We start from the raw sequence: 17,448 nt of genomic DNA, 5'->3' as shown, positions 1-17,448 counted from the left end.
GGACAAATGACCCGGCGTCTGAAGAAAGAACTCAAGAAGCCGTCACGCCTCTTCGGGACCGTCAAGCTCCCGGCCAGCGTTTTCGGCAGCGCGTTTCTTCTCCACGAGTCGAGCCATATAGATGGAAACCTCGTAGAGAAGGATCGCTGGCAAGGCAAGACCGATCTGGGACATCGGATCGGGTGGCGTCAGAACGGCGGCTACGACGAAGGCAGCGACGATCGCGAATTTGCGCTTCTCTCTCAGCCAGTCGCTGGTCAGCAATCCGACACGCGCCAGAAGCGTGGTGACGACCGGCAGCTGGAACACGAGACCGAAGGACAGAACCAGCGTCATGATGAGGCTGAGATACTCCGACACCTTCGGCATCAGTGAAATTGCGACCTCGCCGTCTTCCGGCAACTGCTGCATGGCGAGGAAGAACCACATGACCATGGGCGTGAAGAAGAAGTAGACCAGCGCGCCGCCAAGCAGAAACAGCAGGGGCGATGCGATCAGGAAAGGCAGGAAGGCAGCGCGCTCGTTCTTGTAGAGACCGGGCGCGACGAATTTGTAAAGCTGCGACGCAACCACAGGAAAGGAGATCACCATGGCGCCGAACATGGCAACCTTGATCTGCGTAAAGAAGAATTCCTGGGGAGCAGTATAGATCAGCGATGACTTGGCGACGTCCAGCCCTGCCCAGATCACCGCCCATTTGTAGGGGATGACAAGAAGGTTGAACAAGTGCTTGGCCATGGCGAAGCAGGCCAGAAAGGCCACGAAAAATGCCCCCAGCGACCAGATGAGCCGCGTGCGCAATTCCATGAGGTGTTCGATAAGCGGCTGCGGCTTATCCTCGATATCCTCACTCATGCTTCATCCTTCTTGGCCTTGGCCGTTCGTGCTTTCTTGGCTGGCTCGGCAGCCATGGTGGCGTCGGACTTGGTGCGGGCCGCCTTCGGCTTGGGCGCGGTAGCCAATGCGACCTTCTTATCCGCGGCCTTTGCTGACGTCTGTTTCGCAGCTTTGGCCGCAACGTCCGTCAGCGCAGGAGAAATTGCGGGCTCGGCCTGCATTTCAGCGACGGACGAGACCTTCGGCTTCTTCGCATCGGCCTTGGCCGAAATCGTGCGCGGGGCGCGCTTGGGCTTCGCAGCCACCGCCTCGGCTTCGACTTCCTGCGTGGTTTTCGCGGCAGCCTTGCGGCTCCGCTTCGGCTTCTCGGCAACCGGTTCTACGACCGGCGTTGCTTGCGCAACAACGGGCGCTGGAGCAATCGGTGCGGCGGCGATCGGCGCAGGCGTCAAAGAAGGAGGCGGTGCGTCAGGCAACGTCATCTCCGGGCCGGACAGGGTGACATCCCGCGCATCAACCGGGGCGCTGGTTGCCGGTCCGGACGGCGTTGCCGCCTTCTGCAGATCGGAGCGGATGTCATTACCGAGCTGACGCAAAGGGTTCATCGCATCGCGCAGGGAATTTGTCGGGTTGAGATTGCGCACATCGGCGATCGTCTGGCGCACGTCGTCCATGTCGGCCTCTTTCATGGCCTCATCGAACTGCGCGCGAAAATCACCCGCCATCTTGCGGAAGCCGGCCATCGTCTTGCCGAAGGCACGGATCATGGGCGGCAAGTCTTTCGGGCCAACAACCACGATCAGGACGATCGCAATCACCAGCAGCTCGCTCCAGCCGATATCAAACATCAAAAAGCTCCCGACACGCGCAACAACGCGCCATGATCCTCAAGGCCAAAAGACCAGGGCAAAGACGTGACCGTCCTACCCCGGATCAATTACTTGATCTCGTCAGCCTTGTGATCGACCGTCTTGGCATTGACATTGGTGTCGGCAGGCGGTGGCGTGGCATCGTCATCAGCCATGCCCTTCTTGAAGCTCTTGATGCCCTTTGCGACATCGCCCATCAATTCTGGAATCTTGCCCCGGCCGAACAGAACCAGCACGATCACCAGAACGATCAGCCAGTGCCAAACACTAAAAGAACCCATAACGCAAACTCCCTGAATTTTGCTTTGAAACGATGTAAGCCGTTTGAATAGCTTTTTCAAACAACAAAATGGCTATTCAACAAAGTAAGCCAGCGAGAAATGCTGTGATGCAGCAGCATATCGACACATCTACGTGATCGCTGCGCACCCGCAACAAAATCAATCGTCTACGTCGCCACCGCGGGGGGCCAGCAGCCCCAGTTCTTCAAGATCGAGCTGCGTGATCGGGTCCTCGTCCTCGGTCAATTCGTCACTCATCGACGGCACGGGAATGCCGAAATTCGGCGGAATGCGGCCGGACAGCAGCCCCGCTCCCTTCAGTTCGTCGAGGCCCGGCAGGTCGCGCAACTCCTCAAGGCCGAAGTGGTCCAGAAACTCCACCGTCGTTCCCATGGTCACCGGACGCCCAGGGGTGCGGCGGCGCCCTCGAAAGCGCACCCACCCCGCCTCCATCAGCACATCCAGCGTGCCGCGCGAGGTCTGAACACCGCGTATATCCTCGATCTCGGCACGCGTGACGGGCTGATGATAGGCGATGATCGCCAGTACTTCGAGTGCGGCACGCGAAAGCTTCTTCGGTTCCTTTTCATCGACATGGATGACAAAGGAAAGATCGCCCGCCGTGCGGAAGGCCCAGTTGCCGCCAACCTGCACGAGATTGACGCCACGTGTTGCGTAGACCTGCTTCAGCCGGTGCATCAGAGGCGGCACATCGACACCGCGCGGAATGCGCTCAGCGATGAAGGCTTCCGACACGGGCTGCGCTGAGGCGAAGACCAAGGCTTCAGCAATGCGCTCCGCCTCTCTTTCAAGACGCTCCGCAACCGTGCCGCCGCCGATCTCTGCACCGTCGTCAGGAACGCCGCCGTCCATATCCACATCATTCGACATCATCGGCCCTTTCAGAACGTTCCGGCGCTCTACCAGAGCCTTTACGCATGAAGATCGGTTGAAACGCTCCATCCTGGCGGATCTCCAGCGATCCTTCCCGCACCAGTTCCAGCGACGCGGCAAAGGCACTGGCTATGGCAGTGGCGCGCATTGAGGGATCGGGGACATATTGCAGGAGATACCGGTCGAGCTCCGTCCATTCACCGATTTCACCGAGCATAGAGGTCAGCAACTCGCGCGCTTCCACCAGCGACCAGACCTGGCGTTTCTCAATCGTCACCTGCGTGATCGCCTGGCGCTGGCGAAGCGTCGCATAGGCGCTCAGCAGGTCGTAAAGGCTCGCCTCGAATGCGGAGCGACTGCGATGGGGAATATGCTCCGGCGCACCACGGGCGAAGATATCGCGGCCGAGTTGATTGCGGTTCACCAGCCTCTCGGCGGCGTCGCGCATGGCTTCCAGACGCTTAAGGCGGAAGGCCAGCGTTGCAGCCATTTCCTCGCCCGTCGGGCCCTCATCCTTGCTCTGCTGCGGGATCAGCAGCTTGGACTTGAGGAAGGCGAGCCAGGCCGCCATGACCAGATAGTCGGCGGCAAGTTCGATGCGGACCCGGCGTGCGGTTTCGACGAATTGTAGATATTGCTCCGCCAGCGCCAGAACGGAGATGCGGGAGAGATCGACCTTCTGAACGCGAGCCAAGTGCAGCAACAGATCGAGCGGGCCTTCGAAGCCCGCCACATCGATCATCAATGCCGCTTCGCCCGTCGCACGCTCCGGCGTCACATCCTGCCAGAGCTTGTCCATCGGCGTGCCGCCGCGCGATTTCTCTGCTGCCATCGTCTCGTCTGTCGGGCCTTTCGCTGGCGCTCTGCCCGCTCAGCGGATCAGGCAACCGCCAGCATGGCGTTGAATTCGTCTCTCAAGCTTGCCTCATCGGCATCGTCTGCTGCGGGGAAGCCCGCTTCTACGGCCTTGGCGCGTTCCAGTGACCGGCCTGCGAGAGGGGGAACTTCCTTCACGACCTGGAGCATTTCACTCATCACACCGTTGCAATGCAAGACTATATCGCAACCGCCCGCAACAATATTGGCAGCGCGCTCGCCAAGCGTCCCTTTCAATGCATTCATTGAACTATCATCCGACATCAGCAGTCCGTCAAAACCGATGCGTCCACGAATGATCTCGTCGATCACTTTGTGCGATGTCGTGGCTGGGCGCTCAGGATCGATTGCATTGAAAACAAGATGCGCGCTCATGCCCATCAGTTCCTTGTTCAAGGCACGGAACGGGACAAAGTCATGCGCATCGAGATCATCCAGCGGCACGTCCACCACCGGTAGTTCATGATGTGAATCCACCATGCCGCGTCCATGGCCTGGAATGTGCTTCATCACCGGCAGCATCCCGCCGGCCTTCAGACCGTCAGCGGCCGCCTGCCCCATTTCCGAGACCATCTTCGGATCGAAGCCGTAAGCGCGGTTACCGATGACATTGCTTGCACCTTCCACCGGAACATCGAGAACGGGCAGGCAATCCACATTGATGCCAAAGCGCATGAGATCGAAGGCGTGCAGGCGAGACATCAGCCAGGCGGCCCGCAGACCCTGCTCACGGTCGCGCAGATAGATCGCTCCCAACGCCTGGGCGTTCGGGTAGGATTGGAGGATCGGCGGGCGAATGCGTTGGACCCTCCCACCTTCCTGATCGATCAGAACCGGCGCGTCCTGGCGACCGACCGCCTCACGCAGGGAAGCCACCAGATCGGTAATCTGCTGCGCGTCACCAATATTACGACCGAAGAGAATGAAACCCCAAGGCTGCTCCGCCTTGTAGAGGGCGATCTCCTCCTGTGTCAGCGTCAAGCCGCTGCAGCCAAGGATCATAGCTTTCGATTCAGTCATGGTATGGGTCCTGTCGATGAGGGCACGTGCAATCGATATCAGTTACGAAAAAAGCCGGGACGGCGTGACCATCCCGGCTTTTGGATTTGAGTTTCGCGATCAGCGGGCGACGAGGCAGCTACCGCCAGCAGAGCGGAAGCGTTCGCACAATGCCGCCGCTTCGTTCTTGTCACCAGCGGGGATGCGAACACGGTAGAACGTGCCCTTGCCGGCAATTTCGGCAGCCTTGATGTCTACACCACGTCCACCAATGACAGAGCCGAACTTCGCCGACATGTTCTGATAGGACTTCTGCGCTTCTGCCTGGCTCGGCAGAGATGCGATCTGGATGTAATAGCCACCCGAAGACGGCGTGCTGGTTGCCGCTGCAGGAGCAGCGGATGCTGTCTGCTGAGCAGGCTGGGCCGGTGCCGCCGGGCGGACGTTACCCTGATTGGTTACGGTGGCAACCACGTTTGCAGGCTGGCTGGACGGACGGGCCGCTGGAAGCGGTGCAGCCGTTTGGGTCTGGGCCGGCTGAGCCGCGGCAGGTGCCGGACGAGCCGAGGTCTGCGCTGCCTGGGCAGGCTGCTCAGGCGTCACGGGAACACGAGAGGTGGCGAGTACCGATGGTGCCTTTTCCGTGGTTGCCGGAGCCGCCAGTTCTTCGACCTTATCCTGCTGTGGTGTTTCAGCCGCAGGTGCCGGCACTTCCTGTGCAACAAGCGTACCGTCAGGCTTGACGATCATGGTGCGGACCTTGCGGGGCGAAACATTCACACCGGACTGACCGTTATGGTCTGCGGTCTGGGTGTTCTCGCCACGGGAGAGCAGACGCGGATCTTCCGTTTCGCCAACCGGTGTGGACGTACCGTCCTGCATCTGGTCGGCTTCGTCTTCCATCGGAAGCTGCTCAGGAATGAGCGTGCGCTGCACGACATCCACAGGCTCTTCATTGGTCGAAATCAGCGATGGCTGCTTGGGGTCGGACGGTGCGGCACCGGCAACGCGGTCATAAACCGCCTTGTCCTGGTTCGGTACGACGCGACCACCCGGATTTTCCGGCACAACCTTCGTTGGCTCACTATCGGCGGAGATAATCACCGGCGCACCGTTCGAACCCATGTGGGAGGAACCGCCACCGATCAGCGCGTAGGTGCCGCCACCGACGAGAAGGAGACCGACAGCCGCTGCCATTGGGACGAACCAACGACGGGCACCGCCTTCGCGCTCATCCTCGGCATAACGAACCTGCTGCTCTGGAGCGGCATCTTCGCGTGTCTGCGAACCGAGGCGGCCCTCTGCCGCCTCCTGCATGCTGCGGCGGAAGTCCTGCTCCAGCGCACGCTCGAATTCGTCTACCTCTTCCTGTGTCGGCTGAGGCTGTGCCTGACGCGGCGCTGCATTCTTGTGACGATCAAGACCACCGGAAGCAGGCGAGGCAAAGAGCGAGGCAAGCTCGGTGTCGAGATCGAGATCTTCTTCCTGACGGCGCGCAACCGGCTTCGGCTCGAAAACGCCAACGGGCAGTTCCGGAACGTCCAACTCGGTGATGGTTTCAGGCGCATCCTCGGTCTCACCGATCTGGCTAGGATCGAAAGGCAGGCTTTCCAGCGACGCGACAGGCGCAACTGGCTGCTGAGCTGCAGGACGACGTTCCTCGTAGCGCGCACGCTCAACGATCGGCTGAGGCTGCGAGCGGGAAGCGACAGGTGCAGCGGCGACAATCGGTGCCGCAGCTGGCTTCGGCTGCATGACTGGCGCCGACTTTGGGGCAGTCGCATGCTGGGCGGCAGGCGCAGCCTGGGCTATGGGTGCAGGTGCCACTTCGATATTGGCGATCTCTGACAAATCGATATCAAAATCGATATCCTCAAGCGCAAGCTCGAAATCAGAGTCGTTGAAAGCGTCGAAGTCATCGGCAGCAGAAGGGGCTGCGATGGGCGCCGGTGGTTCAGCGCGAGGCGCTGGCGCGACCGGTGCAGAGATACGCTGGGCTGGAGCAATAGGGGCAGGAGCGACCGGCGCAGACGCGGCAGGTGCCGAGACAACCGGTTGCGGTGCGACTGGCTTTGGTGCCGCAACAGGCGTTTCGAAAACAGGCTCTGCGCGGACGGGTGCAGGCGTAGGCTTGACGGCCTGGACTTTGATCACCGGCTCGACGGCTGGCAAGATCGGGGCAGCCGTGACGACCGGCTCCATTCTGGCCACAGGCGCAGCAGCATCGACGCTCTTGTTGCTGATCTCGTAGCGTGCAACGTCATAGATCAGCTCGTCCATGGCGGACATCTTCTGACCTGCGAGCACATCGGCCGTCAATTCATCAGCGACAGGCGCGCGTGGTTCAACGGCTGGGATCGCCGCTGGAGCGGGCTGCGGCTGAGCCTTGGGAGCCACAGGCGTCGCCCGGGTCGTGCCGAAATTGGCAAGCGGCAACCGCAGGCTGGAGAAATCGAGCGAGGACTTGCGCAGCGATGGCGCGGTCGGCTGGAGAGAGGGCGCGTCATCGGCAACCGACATTTCCAGCTCGCTGGCCAGATCGATCGCCGTCTCTCCAGATGTCTCCGCCATACGCTCCCAATCCGGCTCCTGAACAGGGGCTGGCTGGTACTGCGTGGCTGGCTGCGACGGAGCGACCGGCTGCTGCATCTGGACCGGCTGTTCGTAAGCGCGCGGCTCAGGTGAAAGGGCAGCAGGGACCGGAGCTTCTACGACGGCCTCGTGTGCAGCGGCATAGGCCGGTTCACGGGGTTCTGGTGCTTGGTCGCGATGATTGACATCAAACACAGAAGCGACCGAGTCGGGGTCGTCGCTGAAATCGTCTCTCAGATCGGAACGGGGTGCTGGTGCTGCGTGCTCTGCGACCAGATAGTCTTCATGGCCCGCAGGGACTTGTGGCGCAACCGGCTCGAGCTCAGGCTCGCGGCGGGAGAACACCGATTCAACCCGCTGCATGAACTCGTTGACCGGAACGGGCGCGCGCACATCGTTGGCGGGATCCAGCGCGATGGGCTCGTGGCGCGGCGCGTCATAGACGGCGAACTCGCGAAGCAGCTCATCCTCGAGGTTGAATTCCGGCTCCCGGCGCGTGGCAGGCGGCGCAGCGTTCTGCGCAGCCAGGGGAGCGACATGGGGAGGACGATCCTCTTGCGCGACGAGTTGCGCCAATTGAGCCAGGGGATCGTTGTCAGCGAATTCCTGCGACCGAGAGTCTCGGTTATACGCGACATTTTTTTCGACCATTACGTGTTCCACCATCTACGCATCACAGCACTTGCCAGCGTATTGTGAGCAAATAATGGTGAGGGATGTCATCGCATCTCGTCAGGCGCATCCGCTCCCAAAAGCGTCAATCCGGACTTCAGCACATTTGCGACAGCACTCACCAGCCCTAGTCTGGCAACGCTCAATTCTCGGTTTTTATCGTTAACAAAACGTAATTCCGGCTGATCTTTACCTTTGTTCCAGTGTCCATGGAAGGAACTGGCCAGATCGTAGAGGTAAAATGCCAAGCGATGCGGCTCATGATTCTGTGCCGCAGACTCGATCAGACGCGGATATTCCGCCAGCTTTGCGATCAACTGCAACTCATTGACATCGTTAATCAAAACCGATCCGGAAGAGAGAGCGGAAACGTCCAGATCAAGCCCCGGAAACGCCTCGTTAGCCTGCCGGAAAACCGACTTGCAACGGGCATGAGCATATTGCACATAAAATACCGGATTGTCTTTAGATTGCTCGGTCACCTTGGCAAAATCGAAGTCCAGAGGCTCCGAATTCTTCCGGTAGAGCATCATGAATCGCACCGGATCGCGTCCGACTTCGTCGACGACGTCCCGCAATGTGACGAAATCGCCGGAGCGTTTCGACATCTTGACCGGCTCGCCATCACGGAAAAGTTTGACGAGCTGGCAGAGCAGCACGGTGAGCTTCGACTTGCCTTCGGAAACGGCGCGCGCAACCGCCTCCAGACGCTTGACGTAACCGCCATGGTCGGCACCCAGCACATAGATCATCTCGGAGAAGCCACGATCGTATTTGTCCTTGAAGTAGGCGACGTCGGCTGCAAAGTAGGTATAGGTGCCGTCCGACTTCATCAGCGGGCGATCCATATCGTCACCCACCTCCGTCGAGCGGAAGAGCGTCTGTTCGCGGTCTTCCCAATCTTCCGAAACCTCGCCCTTCGGCGGCGGCAGCGTGCCCTTGTAGACGTGCCCTTTAAAGGTCAGGTCATTGATGGCAGAAAGAATCGGGCCGGCATTACCAGCATGAAGAGTCCGCTCGGAATAGAACACATCGTGCTTGACGTTCAATGCCGCGAGATCCTCACGGATCATCGCCATCATCGCATCGATTGCCTTGTCCTTGACGATCGGCAGCCACTGTTCTTCCGGCATGGTCCGAAGCTTGATGCCGTACTCATCCGCCAGTGCCTTTCCAACGGGAACGAGATAGTCGCCCGGGTAAAGACCGGGCGGAATCGTGCCGACATCTTCACCGAGTGCTTCGCGGTAACGCAGGAATACCGACTTCGCCAGCACATCGATCTGCGAGCCAGCATCGTTGATGTAGTACTCCTTGGTCACGTCATAGCCGGCAAAGGAGAGCACGTTCGCCAGCGTATCGCCGACGACAGCGCCGCGGCAGTGACCCACATGCATAGGCCCTGTGGGATTGGCGGACACATATTCGACGTTGATCTTCTTACCCGTTCCTACCGTGGACCGGCCAAAATCCAGACCTTGCGAAATCATGCCGGCCAAGAGCCGCTGCCAGTAGCCGACCGATACGCGAATGTTGATGAAACCGGGACCCGCAACATTGACGCTATCGACATCGGCATCCTGCTCAAGGGCCGGAACGATCAACTCGGCCAGCGCGCGGGGATTGGTGCCGAGTGGCTTTGCCAGCACCATGGCCGCGTTGGTCGCGACATCGCCATGGCTTGGATCGCGTGGCGATTCCACGGTGACACGGCCAAAATCGACAGCATCGCGATGGGCTTTGACGAGATCGATCGTCTCGAGAGCTTTTTTGATTCGTGCGTCAAAATCGGCAAAAAGGTTCATGGTCATCTACCTGCGCGAAGGGCTTTCATTCATTTAGTATTGGCTTCGCAATTGCGCGCTGCCTATCGCAAATCGGGTGTATGGTCAAACAGCCGCTGGTGTGTTCTCACGGCATAACTGTCTGTCATGCCGGCCAGATAATCGCCCACATGGCGGGCTCTGGCAGCCTCGGTCATGCCGGGAATGCTGTCCACCCAGTAGTGGCTTTGCATCTCCGCTGGCGTCTCCATGTAGCGATGGAAAAGATCGGTGACGATCTGTGTCGCGCCTGCGCGTATGCGCATGATGTCCGGGTGGCGATAGATATGTCCGAAGAGCAGCTTCTTGATCTGCTTGTCGGTCTCAGCCATCGGCGGCGAAAAGGTCGCGATGGTGCGGTCGGCGGCGCGAATGTCGGCCGCACTCTTTGGCTTTAGGAGGGCAAGGTTTTGTTGCGCGACGCCGATCACGTCTTCAACCATTCGCGTGATCTGACGCCGCATGATCTCATGCGCGAAGCGATCGTCGTCGAGTGACGGGTATTTTGCCCGAACCTCAGCCATAAGGCTTGAGAGAAACGGCACTTCCTCCAGCATGTCGAAGGTCAGATAACCTGCACGCAGACCATCGTCGATGTCATGCGTGTTATAGGCAATGTCATCGGCAATGGCTGCGACTTGCGCCTCCAGGCTGGCAAATGTGCCGATCTCCAGATCCTGCAGCTGGCAATATTCGAGGATCGGCAGTGGCACAGGACCATGCGTCCCCTCGCCCGCCGCATTCAACAGCGGGCCATTATGCTTGACCAGACCTTCAAGTGTTTCCCAGGTCAGGTTGATGCCGTCATATTCGGCGTAGCGCCGCTCGAGCTTGGTAACGATGCGCAGTGACTGGGCGTTGTGATCGAAGCCGCCATAGGGTTTCAGCACCGCATCGAGCGCATCTTCACCGGTGTGACCGAAGGGCGTGTGGCCAAAGTCATGCACCAGCGCCACGCCTTCCGCCAGATCTTCATCCAGCTTCAGGGCACGGGCAAGGGCGCGGGCGATCTGTGCGACCTCGATCGTATGGGTCAAACGCGTGCGGTAATGATCACCATCCGGGCTGATGAACACCTGCGTCTTGTGCTTAAGGCGCCGAAAGGCCGTCGTGTGAACGATGCGGTCGCGATCGCGCTGGAACTCGGAGCGCGTCAGGCTGGAGGTCTCGGGAAACAGGCGCCCGCGCGTCGTCCATGGATCGGCGGCATAAACCGCTCTCTCTCCGCTTCCAAAACCCAACGCACGCTGATCGATAATCATCTCTGTCCTGCCATCGGCCCATTGACCTTTTACACTGCCCTTCATACCTATCGCGAAGGTTGCCGCAAAGCACGTTTGCTGGTGGTAACGCTATAGACGGTGAATTTGACTGGTTTATAATCGGTCTTAGACAGAACTTTGCTCTCCGGTTCTTGACCCCGGTTGGAGAAATGACATGACCACAGACGTTACACTCTCTGAATCCGCTGCGAAACGAATCGCCCAGATCGTCTCCGCCGAGGCAGGCAAGCAGGCGCTTCGCGTATCCGTCGAAGGCGGCGGCTGTTCGGGCTTTTCGTATAAATTCGACCTCGATGGCGCCCCGACCGACGACGATATTGTCATATCGCGCGGCGAGGCAAAGGTGCTGATTGACAGCATGTCGATCGTCTACATGGCCGGTTCCGAAATCGATTTTGTCGATAACCTGCTCGGCCAATCTTTCCAGATCAAGAACCCCAACGCGGTTGCCAGCTGCGGTTGCGGCACCAGCTTTTCGATTTAGAGCGCTTCCTGTTGAAAGAGTGAAAACCGGTGGCTTTCGCCGCCTCATCGGGTAAAACAGGGTCCAAACGGAATGGAACCCTGCGATGAAGATTGCCACCTGGAACATCAACGGCGTCAAGGCGCGCATCGAAAACCTTTGCGAATGGCTGAAGGATTCGAGCCCGGATATTGCCTGCCTTCAGGAAATCAAATCCGTCGATGAAAACTTTCCGCGCCTCGAGATCGAAGCGCTCGGCTACCATGTGGAAACCCACGGCCAGAAGGGCTTCAACGGGGTAGCGCTTCTCTCCAAGATGCGGCCCGATGAGGTCAATCGCGGCCTGCCGGGTGACGATAGTGATGAACAGGCGCGCTTCATCGAAGGTGTGTTTTCCGTGCAGGGCGGTGTCATCCGCGTCTGCTCGCTCTATCTGCCGAACGGCAACCCGCCGGATGATCCGGTGAAGTATCCTTACAAGCTAGCCTGGATGGAGAGGCTGCGCCGCTTTGCCGAAGAGCGGATGCGACTGGAAGAGCCGTTGATTCTGGCCGGCGACTACAACGTCATTCCTGAGCCTTTCGACTGCCATGACCCAAGGGTCTGGGCCGGCGACGCCCTGTTCCTGCCGCAGACACGGGCTGCTTTCAGAAGGTTCGAAAATCTCGGCCTCACCGATGCCACCCGCGCCACCTCCGACGCGGCCGGGCTTTACACGTTCTGGGACTATCAGGCAGGCGCCTGGCAGAAGAACAACGGCATCCGCATTGACCACCTGATGCTGTCATCGGAGGCAGCGGACAGGCTGCATTCCGTCTCCATCGAGAAACATGTCCGCGCCTGGGAAAAGCCATCCGACCACGTGCCGGTCTCCGGCTACTTTGACTTCGAAGCAGCCTGACATCGCGGCGGATAAAATGGGATGAGGCCGGACGCGATCATCTCACGCCCGGCCCCGTGCCTCGTTGGTCTCGGAAGAGACTGCAGGTCAGAACTCTTCCCACTCGCTCTTCATGGCCACGGCTGCATTGCCGCGATATTGCTGTACGGTCGGCCTCCTCACCGGCACACGATGCTGGGAGTTCGCTGCTGTCTGCGCCGGTGCAGTTTGACTGCTTCCCGTCTTGAAGCGGGCCACGAGATTGCTGAGATTGACTGCCTCGTCGGCAAGCTTGCTGGTCGCCGCTGTGGATTGCTCTACCATCGCCGCGTTCTGCTGCGTCGTCTGGTCCATCTGGTTGACGGCGCCGTTCACTTCACTGAGGCCGGTGGACTGTTCTTTCGAGGCGGTGGCAATCGAGTGAACATGTTCATCGATTTTCCCGACATGGTCCCGGATCGCTTCCAGCGCCCCACCGGTCTCCGTCACGAGCGAAACGCCAGCAGTCACCTCATTGCGGGATCTGACGATCAGCGTCTTGATGTCCTTCGCCGCTGTTGCTGACCGTTGGGCAAGCTCCCGTACCTCCTGCGCCACGACAGCAAAGCCCTTACCAGCCTCGCCGGCACGGGCAGCTTCCACACCCGCATTCAATGCCAGAAGATTTGTCTGGAAGGCGATCTCGTCAATGACATTGATGATGTTGCCGATCTCATTGGACGCCTGCTCGATGCGCCCCATAGCCGAGACGGCGCTTCTGACGACGTCGCTCGATTGTTCGGTGCTCTGGCGTGCCTGTGCAACCATTTCAGAGGCTTCGGTCGAGCGGGCGGTGGAGTTCTTCACCGCAGATGTGATTTCCTCGAGCGCGGCCGCGGTCTCTTCAAGCGAAGCCGCCTGCTGTTCGGTGCGTTTCGACAAGTCGTCAGAGGCGATGCGCAGCTCGCCCGCCCCGCTCCTGATCATGTCGATTGCGGAACGCACCTCCATCATCACCGAACGGAGGCTGTCCATCGTTGCGTTGACGTTGCGCTGCAGTTCGAGAAACACACCGCGGAAATCACCCTGCATCGATTCCGTCAGGTCGCCATCCGCAAGCGCCGCGACGACGCGATTGGTCTCTGCCACGCCGCGGTCGACCGATGTGACCAGTTCGTTGACGCTGAGCGCGAAGCGATTGAGGTCCGGGTTCTCATAACGCTTGCTGATACGAGCGGAGAAATCACCCGCAACCGCAGAAGAGACGACTTGGGCGATATTGCTCTGTAGATCCGCATTCTGCTCCTGGAGTGCGGCCTCCTGAGCAGCAAGATCACGAACCCGCACCGCATTCTGTTTGAACACCAGAACAGCTCTGGCCATGTCACCGACCTCGTCCTTATTGTCGGTGTAGGGGATCGCGACGGACAAATCACCGTCCGCCAGCGTCTTCATGCAATCGGTGGTTCTCGTAATCGGCGTCGCAATGGCCCGGCGGCCAAAGAAGGCGGAGACGATCATCAGCAAGACCATGAGGCCGGAGAGAATGATGGTAATCGTGGACGCAAGCGCCTGAAGCTGCCGGCGTTCTTCATTTGCAGCTTCTGATCTCGCTTTCGCGTCATTGACGATCTCATCAGCCAGCGATGCCAGTTCAGCGCTCGCATTTTTCAAGGGAAGAAGCTGCTGAGAGATATCGGCGTTTGCGGCACGATCGGTCGAGAGCTTTCCGACGTCGGCGCTGTACTTTGCGAGCACGTCGGAAATTTTCTGAGCGCGGTCCTTGTTGCTGGAAGCGGCCATCGCGACCGTTCCAAGCTCAAGATATTTGACAGCCGACTCATGGCGCTTCGTGGTGTAGGTCTGCGCCTCTTTCAGTTCAGTCGGCGTAGACGCCAACCTTATGTCGCCCACACCGATTTCCATGCCTCGCAGCGAGGCCTTCATATCCACCATGTTGCGGGCGAGGTCAGCCTGAACGCGCCCCTTTGAGACAGCGGCATCCACGGATTGAGAGAGAAACCAGCCTGCCACTGACGCAGTCAGAACAAGGACAACGCCCGTACCTGACATGAGGGCGAGTTTGGTACGAATGCGGGAAAAATCCAACGCCATAGCAGCATCCCATTGACGAAAATTCACAATGAACAGGACATGCTTTGTGGAGCAACACGGGCGCGATTCATTCAGCCCGCAAGAGTAGAAGGAGACACGAAAGCAACCTATGGTCGCCTTCTATGTTTAATATAACGTTATTGTGAAGGACTGGGAGTTCGCTAGAATAGAAACTCTCGAAATTCCGCAGACATCTGCTTAATCCGCATCACCGGAGGAAATGTTGCGTGCGAGTTGAATTGCGACGCGACGGTCATCCTCAGCGGCGACAGAGAAAGCCTGTTCCTGAAGGTTTTGTATCCACACACAGTTCGCGGCTGCGCATTTGTCCAGCGCGGCGGTCATAAAGGCCAGTCCACGAACTGTCTGTCCTTCCTGGAACAGCAGATTGCCGAAGATCGACATGGCGCCGGCATGACCGTGCTTGCGAGCCTGGTTCAGCCACTTCTTCGCCTGTTGTGCATCCGCACGACCGCCCTCGCCTGCGAGGATCATCTGGGCCAGTTGAAACTGCGCCTCGGCCACACCGAAGGTCGATGCGACCTGGAAGTAAAGCTGGCGTGCCTGGCCAAGATCCATCTTCACAGGGCTGCCTGGAATGCCGTGCCGGTAATAATCGGCGAGAGACAACAACGCGTTGACGAAAAAGCCCGTGTCTTCCGACCCAGGCTCCACGCCCTGGCTGGCAATCTCGCTGTAAATCTTGAAGGCTTCGAAATCGTTCTTGGCGACGCCATCACCATAGGCGTACATATTGGCAAGAGCCCAGCGAGAGCCGGTATGACCCTTTTCAGCCGCGTAGCGATACGCCTCGACAGCATCTTCCTTCTTGCCATTCTTGTAGGACTTGAAGCCGAACTTGAAGAGATCGAAAGGACCCGATTCCTTGGTGACGCCCGAATTGATATCGAATGCCAGAACCGGCATTGAGAGCGATGCGAGCATCAGCCCCAGACATAGCGGTTTCAAAACGTTGATGTCACATCTCAGCATTTCAACGAACTTCTCTCACTCTTCCCGCACATGGCGAAGGCGAACCTTACGTCCATAGCAGGCCGCGATCTCTCAACACACTGCGTCGTTCCGGCAACAGCTTTCAATGTGCTGCCGGTGGTCCTGAGCGGTAATACATCAGCAATCTCATGAGCACGGGTATAAGCACCGTTTCCGGCAACATCACGGCGTCTGTTTGCCGTCTGGACTCCACCAAACAAGCTTTGACGGGAACAACCCATCTTTACTTGCTTAAAGCCTGAATCCGCACCTGTTTTCACTTCCACCACTTCCGCAGCACCACTTTTGATGTCTGCATATTCTTCCATTCCCGCGCCGTCGAAAGCACTCAAGCACATGCTTTGTGGCGGGAAATGGACAAATACGACCACATTCTTACGCTACGTTAAGGTTGCAGAAATTTGTTGCCAAATCGTCACAATATTGCCGATCGGCAACAAAAAAACCCGGCCGTTGAAGGGCCGGGCTATTTTATGTTTCAATAAGTTGATAAATCAGTTTGATCAGAATGCGATCTTGTACGATGTGCTCACCGCATAAGCCCAATCGCCTCCAGCAGTGGCGTTGAAGTCGGCCTTTTGTGCAGTCGATTGGCTCCCTGATGTCAAGTAAGAAACACCTGCGCCAACACGAAGCACACCAGGACCGCTCTTGATCTGTGCGCCCGCGCCCAGTGTCCAGACGTCCGTCATAATATCCGCACCTGTACCAACGCCCTTGTCCCAGGTCAACGTGACAGCGCCGGAGACATTTTCATTGAAGCTATGGCCAATACCGCCAGTGATCGTCCAACCGTCTCTCCAAAAGAAGTTCTTCTGCTGATTTCCAAGCCCCGTAATGGTGTAGTTCAGCGTCTGGAGAACACTCCAGTCTGTCCATTTCACCGAACCGAACGCCAGCCAGTCAGGAGCAATACCGCTCTGTAAATTAAGTTCAACGGACTGCGGTAGGGAACCAGTTCCTACAGCAGATCGAGTAGAAGGACCTACGACACCAGCACCAAAAGCACTCGGCGTGAAATTGCCAGATGCATCATGATCAACCTGTGAGCGATACATCAATTCAGCACGGAGGGCATACTCCTTGATTTCGTACGCCGTACCAATGCGGTAGCCGCCGGCACTCGAATCTTCAAGATGAAGGGTCCCAAGCGTCTTTGTCTCTCTGTAGTCAAAGCTCTCGACGAAACCGCCGCCTAGGAAATAGAGTTGCCCTGGGCCCACATCGAAATTGACGGCACATGTGCCACCATATTCGTTTGTCGAGAACTTGGAGTTTATAACGGCATTGCCGACGAGCGCGCCCGCCGCGACATCGGCCGCTCTGTCTGCGGCCTGTGCTTGGGTACCATACTCTGACTTAGCCCCAAAAGGCTGCGTGTAAGTGAAAGCGCATGATAAATTTTGCGAAATGCGCGCCTTCGCCGAGAACGACGGTATAGCGTAGTTCTTAGAGTATTCGTCGTCGGTTGCATTCGCACCGTTGATGGTGTCGAAGCTGCGCTTCGGAATGACATAGATTACGCCGCCCCGCGCCGCCACCGTGCCGTCTTCGTATAGGATTTCGGTATCAGCATCACCGCGCGTGAAACCTCCAGCCTGCGCGCTACCAGCCGCCATGCAGGCACCTACAAGACCCAGAGTCCCTCTTTTGATCCAAGTGGTTGCCATCTCTCTCCCCAATCAAAGGCAATGTAATGATGGGAAATTGAAGCGCTTTGGAGAAAATGACAATGCACCCATGGCCTCAGCGCCCGAGGTGATTTTGATCAATGCTTTACGTGAAAAATTGAGGAAAGACAAAAATAGAGATTAAATAAGTAAATTATTCCACTTATCGAACAAATAACTACCGAATTTTAGAAGATATTT

Annotated in this window: 15 protein-coding genes; 2 read left to right on the top strand and 13 right to left on the bottom strand. The window is 58.3% G+C overall.

Annotated features, from left to right (window positions below; translation table 11 throughout):
• Nucleotides 1-42: 42 nt before the first annotated feature.
• The 9 genes from tatC to AC07U5_RS19885 all read right to left on the bottom strand — a co-directional run bounded on the left by tatC (nt 43) and on the right by AC07U5_RS19885 (nt 11,105).
• Nucleotides 43-855, bottom strand: coding sequence for a twin-arginine translocase subunit TatC (tatC, locus tag AC07U5_RS19925; RefSeq protein ID WP_062424262.1), 813 nt, complete (start codon nt 853-855; stop codon nt 43-45).
• Complete coding sequence (gene tatB / locus AC07U5_RS19920) at nt 852-1,685, bottom strand: Sec-independent protein translocase protein TatB (protein WP_494724028.1); 834 nt, start codon at nt 1,683-1,685, stop codon at nt 852-854. Before tatB ends, tatC begins: the two co-directional genes overlap by 4 nt.
• Before the next feature lie 89 nt (nt 1,686-1,774).
• A complete protein-coding gene (locus AC07U5_RS19915) occupies nt 1,775-1,987 on the bottom strand; it encodes a twin-arginine translocase TatA/TatE family subunit (protein ID WP_062424260.1) in 213 nt (70 codons plus the stop codon).
• Between the two features lie 159 nt (nt 1,988-2,146).
• Nucleotides 2,147-2,860 carry an SMC-Scp complex subunit ScpB gene (scpB, locus tag AC07U5_RS19910; protein ID WP_494724287.1) on the bottom strand — a complete coding sequence of 238 codons (714 nt, stop codon included), beginning with the start codon at nt 2,858-2,860 and terminating at the stop codon, nt 2,147-2,149.
• A gap of 7 nt (nt 2,861-2,867) precedes the next feature.
• Nucleotides 2,868-3,713 (bottom strand): segregation and condensation protein A, encoded by an 846-nt coding sequence (locus AC07U5_RS19905; protein WP_494724027.1) that lies wholly within the window; start codon nt 3,711-3,713, stop codon nt 2,868-2,870.
• A 47-nt stretch (nt 3,714-3,760) separates the two neighbouring features.
• Nucleotides 3,761-4,777 (bottom strand): beta-N-acetylhexosaminidase, encoded by a 1,017-nt coding sequence (gene nagZ, locus AC07U5_RS19900; protein WP_494724026.1) that lies wholly within the window; start codon nt 4,775-4,777, stop codon nt 3,761-3,763.
• A 99-nt stretch (nt 4,778-4,876) separates the two neighbouring features.
• Complete coding sequence (locus AC07U5_RS19895) at nt 4,877-7,999, bottom strand: SPOR domain-containing protein (protein WP_494724025.1); 3,123 nt, start codon at nt 7,997-7,999, stop codon at nt 4,877-4,879.
• Between the two features lie 68 nt (nt 8,000-8,067).
• The gene (argS, locus tag AC07U5_RS19890) at nt 8,068-9,825 is read right to left on the bottom strand and encodes an arginine--tRNA ligase (RefSeq protein WP_062600573.1); all 1,758 of its coding nucleotides are present in this window, start codon (nt 9,823-9,825) and stop codon (nt 8,068-8,070) included.
• Between the two features lie 62 nt (nt 9,826-9,887).
• A complete protein-coding gene (locus AC07U5_RS19885) occupies nt 9,888-11,105 on the bottom strand; it encodes a deoxyguanosinetriphosphate triphosphohydrolase (protein ID WP_494724024.1) in 1,218 nt (405 codons plus the stop codon).
• Between the two features lie 175 nt (nt 11,106-11,280).
• Between AC07U5_RS19885 and erpA the strand changes: the two genes are divergently transcribed.
• Both erpA and xth read left to right on the top strand, forming a co-directional pair.
• Nucleotides 11,281-11,610 carry an iron-sulfur cluster insertion protein ErpA gene (gene erpA, locus AC07U5_RS19880; protein WP_062424255.1) on the top strand — a complete coding sequence of 110 codons (330 nt, stop codon included), beginning with the start codon at nt 11,281-11,283 and terminating at the stop codon, nt 11,608-11,610.
• Nucleotides 11,611-11,695: 85 nt separating this feature from the next.
• The gene (gene xth, locus AC07U5_RS19875; protein ID WP_494724023.1) at nt 11,696-12,490 is read left to right on the top strand and encodes an exodeoxyribonuclease III; all 795 of its coding nucleotides are present in this window, start codon (nt 11,696-11,698) and stop codon (nt 12,488-12,490) included.
• Nucleotides 12,491-12,577: 87 nt separating this feature from the next.
• On the opposite strand, the gene AC07U5_RS19870 is transcribed toward xth, so the two are convergent.
• The 4 genes from AC07U5_RS19870 to AC07U5_RS19855 form a co-directional block, all read right to left on the bottom strand.
• On the bottom strand, nt 12,578-14,563 hold the full coding sequence (locus AC07U5_RS19870) for a methyl-accepting chemotaxis protein (protein ID WP_494724022.1): 1,986 nt from the start codon (nt 14,561-14,563) through the stop codon (nt 12,578-12,580).
• A gap of 198 nt (nt 14,564-14,761) precedes the next feature.
• Complete coding sequence (gene exoR, locus AC07U5_RS19865; protein ID WP_494724021.1) at nt 14,762-15,556, bottom strand: exopolysaccharide production regulator ExoR; 795 nt, start codon at nt 15,554-15,556, stop codon at nt 14,762-14,764.
• Nucleotides 15,550-15,885 (bottom strand): hypothetical protein, encoded by a 336-nt coding sequence (locus tag AC07U5_RS19860; protein ID WP_494724020.1) that lies wholly within the window; start codon nt 15,883-15,885, stop codon nt 15,550-15,552. Before AC07U5_RS19860 ends, exoR begins: the two co-directional genes overlap by 7 nt.
• A gap of 195 nt (nt 15,886-16,080) precedes the next feature.
• Nucleotides 16,081-17,247, bottom strand: coding sequence for an OmpP1/FadL family transporter (locus tag AC07U5_RS19855; RefSeq protein ID WP_494724019.1), 1,167 nt, complete (start codon nt 17,245-17,247; stop codon nt 16,081-16,083).
• Between the last annotated feature and the right edge of the window lie 201 nt (nt 17,248-17,448).

The organism is Agrobacterium sp. GW821-FHT02D03 (assembly GCF_059421725.1).
The sequence above is the reverse complement of the archived record's forward strand: the minus strand, read 5'-3'. Positions and strand labels throughout refer to the sequence as shown.

Coding starts and splice junctions, on each gene's coding strand:
- AC07U5_RS19915 (WP_062424260.1), bottom strand. CDS start 1,987: ATGGGTTCTTTTAGTGTTTGGCACTGGCTGATCGTTCTGGTGATCGTG.
- AC07U5_RS19885 (WP_494724024.1), bottom strand. CDS start 11,105: ATGATTATCGATCAGCGTGCGTTGGGTTTTGGAAGCGGAGAGAGAGCG.
- nagZ (WP_494724026.1), bottom strand. CDS start 4,777: ATGACTGAATCGAAAGCTATGATCCTTGGCTGCAGCGGCTTGACGCTG.
- scpB (WP_494724287.1), bottom strand. CDS start 2,860: ATGGACGGCGGCGTTCCTGACGACGGTGCAGAGATCGGCGGCGGCACG.
- xth (WP_494724023.1), top strand. CDS start 11,696: ATGAAGATTGCCACCTGGAACATCAACGGCGTCAAGGCGCGCATCGAA.
- tatB (WP_494724028.1), bottom strand. CDS start 1,685: ATGTTTGATATCGGCTGGAGCGAGCTGCTGGTGATTGCGATCGTCCTG.
- AC07U5_RS19855 (WP_494724019.1), bottom strand. CDS start 17,247: ATGGCAACCACTTGGATCAAAAGAGGGACTCTGGGTCTTGTAGGTGCC.
- AC07U5_RS19870 (WP_494724022.1), bottom strand. CDS start 14,563: ATGGCGTTGGATTTTTCCCGCATTCGTACCAAACTCGCCCTCATGTCA.
- AC07U5_RS19905 (WP_494724027.1), bottom strand. CDS start 3,713: ATGGCAGCAGAGAAATCGCGCGGCGGCACGCCGATGGACAAGCTCTGG.
- tatC (WP_062424262.1), bottom strand. CDS start 855: ATGAGTGAGGATATCGAGGATAAGCCGCAGCCGCTTATCGAACACCTC.
- exoR (WP_494724021.1), bottom strand. CDS start 15,556: ATGCTGAGATGTGACATCAACGTTTTGAAACCGCTATGTCTGGGGCTG.
- AC07U5_RS19860 (WP_494724020.1), bottom strand. CDS start 15,885: ATGGAAGAATATGCAGACATCAAAAGTGGTGCTGCGGAAGTGGTGGAA.
- erpA (WP_062424255.1), top strand. CDS start 11,281: ATGACCACAGACGTTACACTCTCTGAATCCGCTGCGAAACGAATCGCC.
- argS (WP_062600573.1), bottom strand. CDS start 9,825: ATGAACCTTTTTGCCGATTTTGACGCACGAATCAAAAAAGCTCTCGAG.
- AC07U5_RS19895 (WP_494724025.1), bottom strand. CDS start 7,999: ATGGTCGAAAAAAATGTCGCGTATAACCGAGACTCTCGGTCGCAGGAA.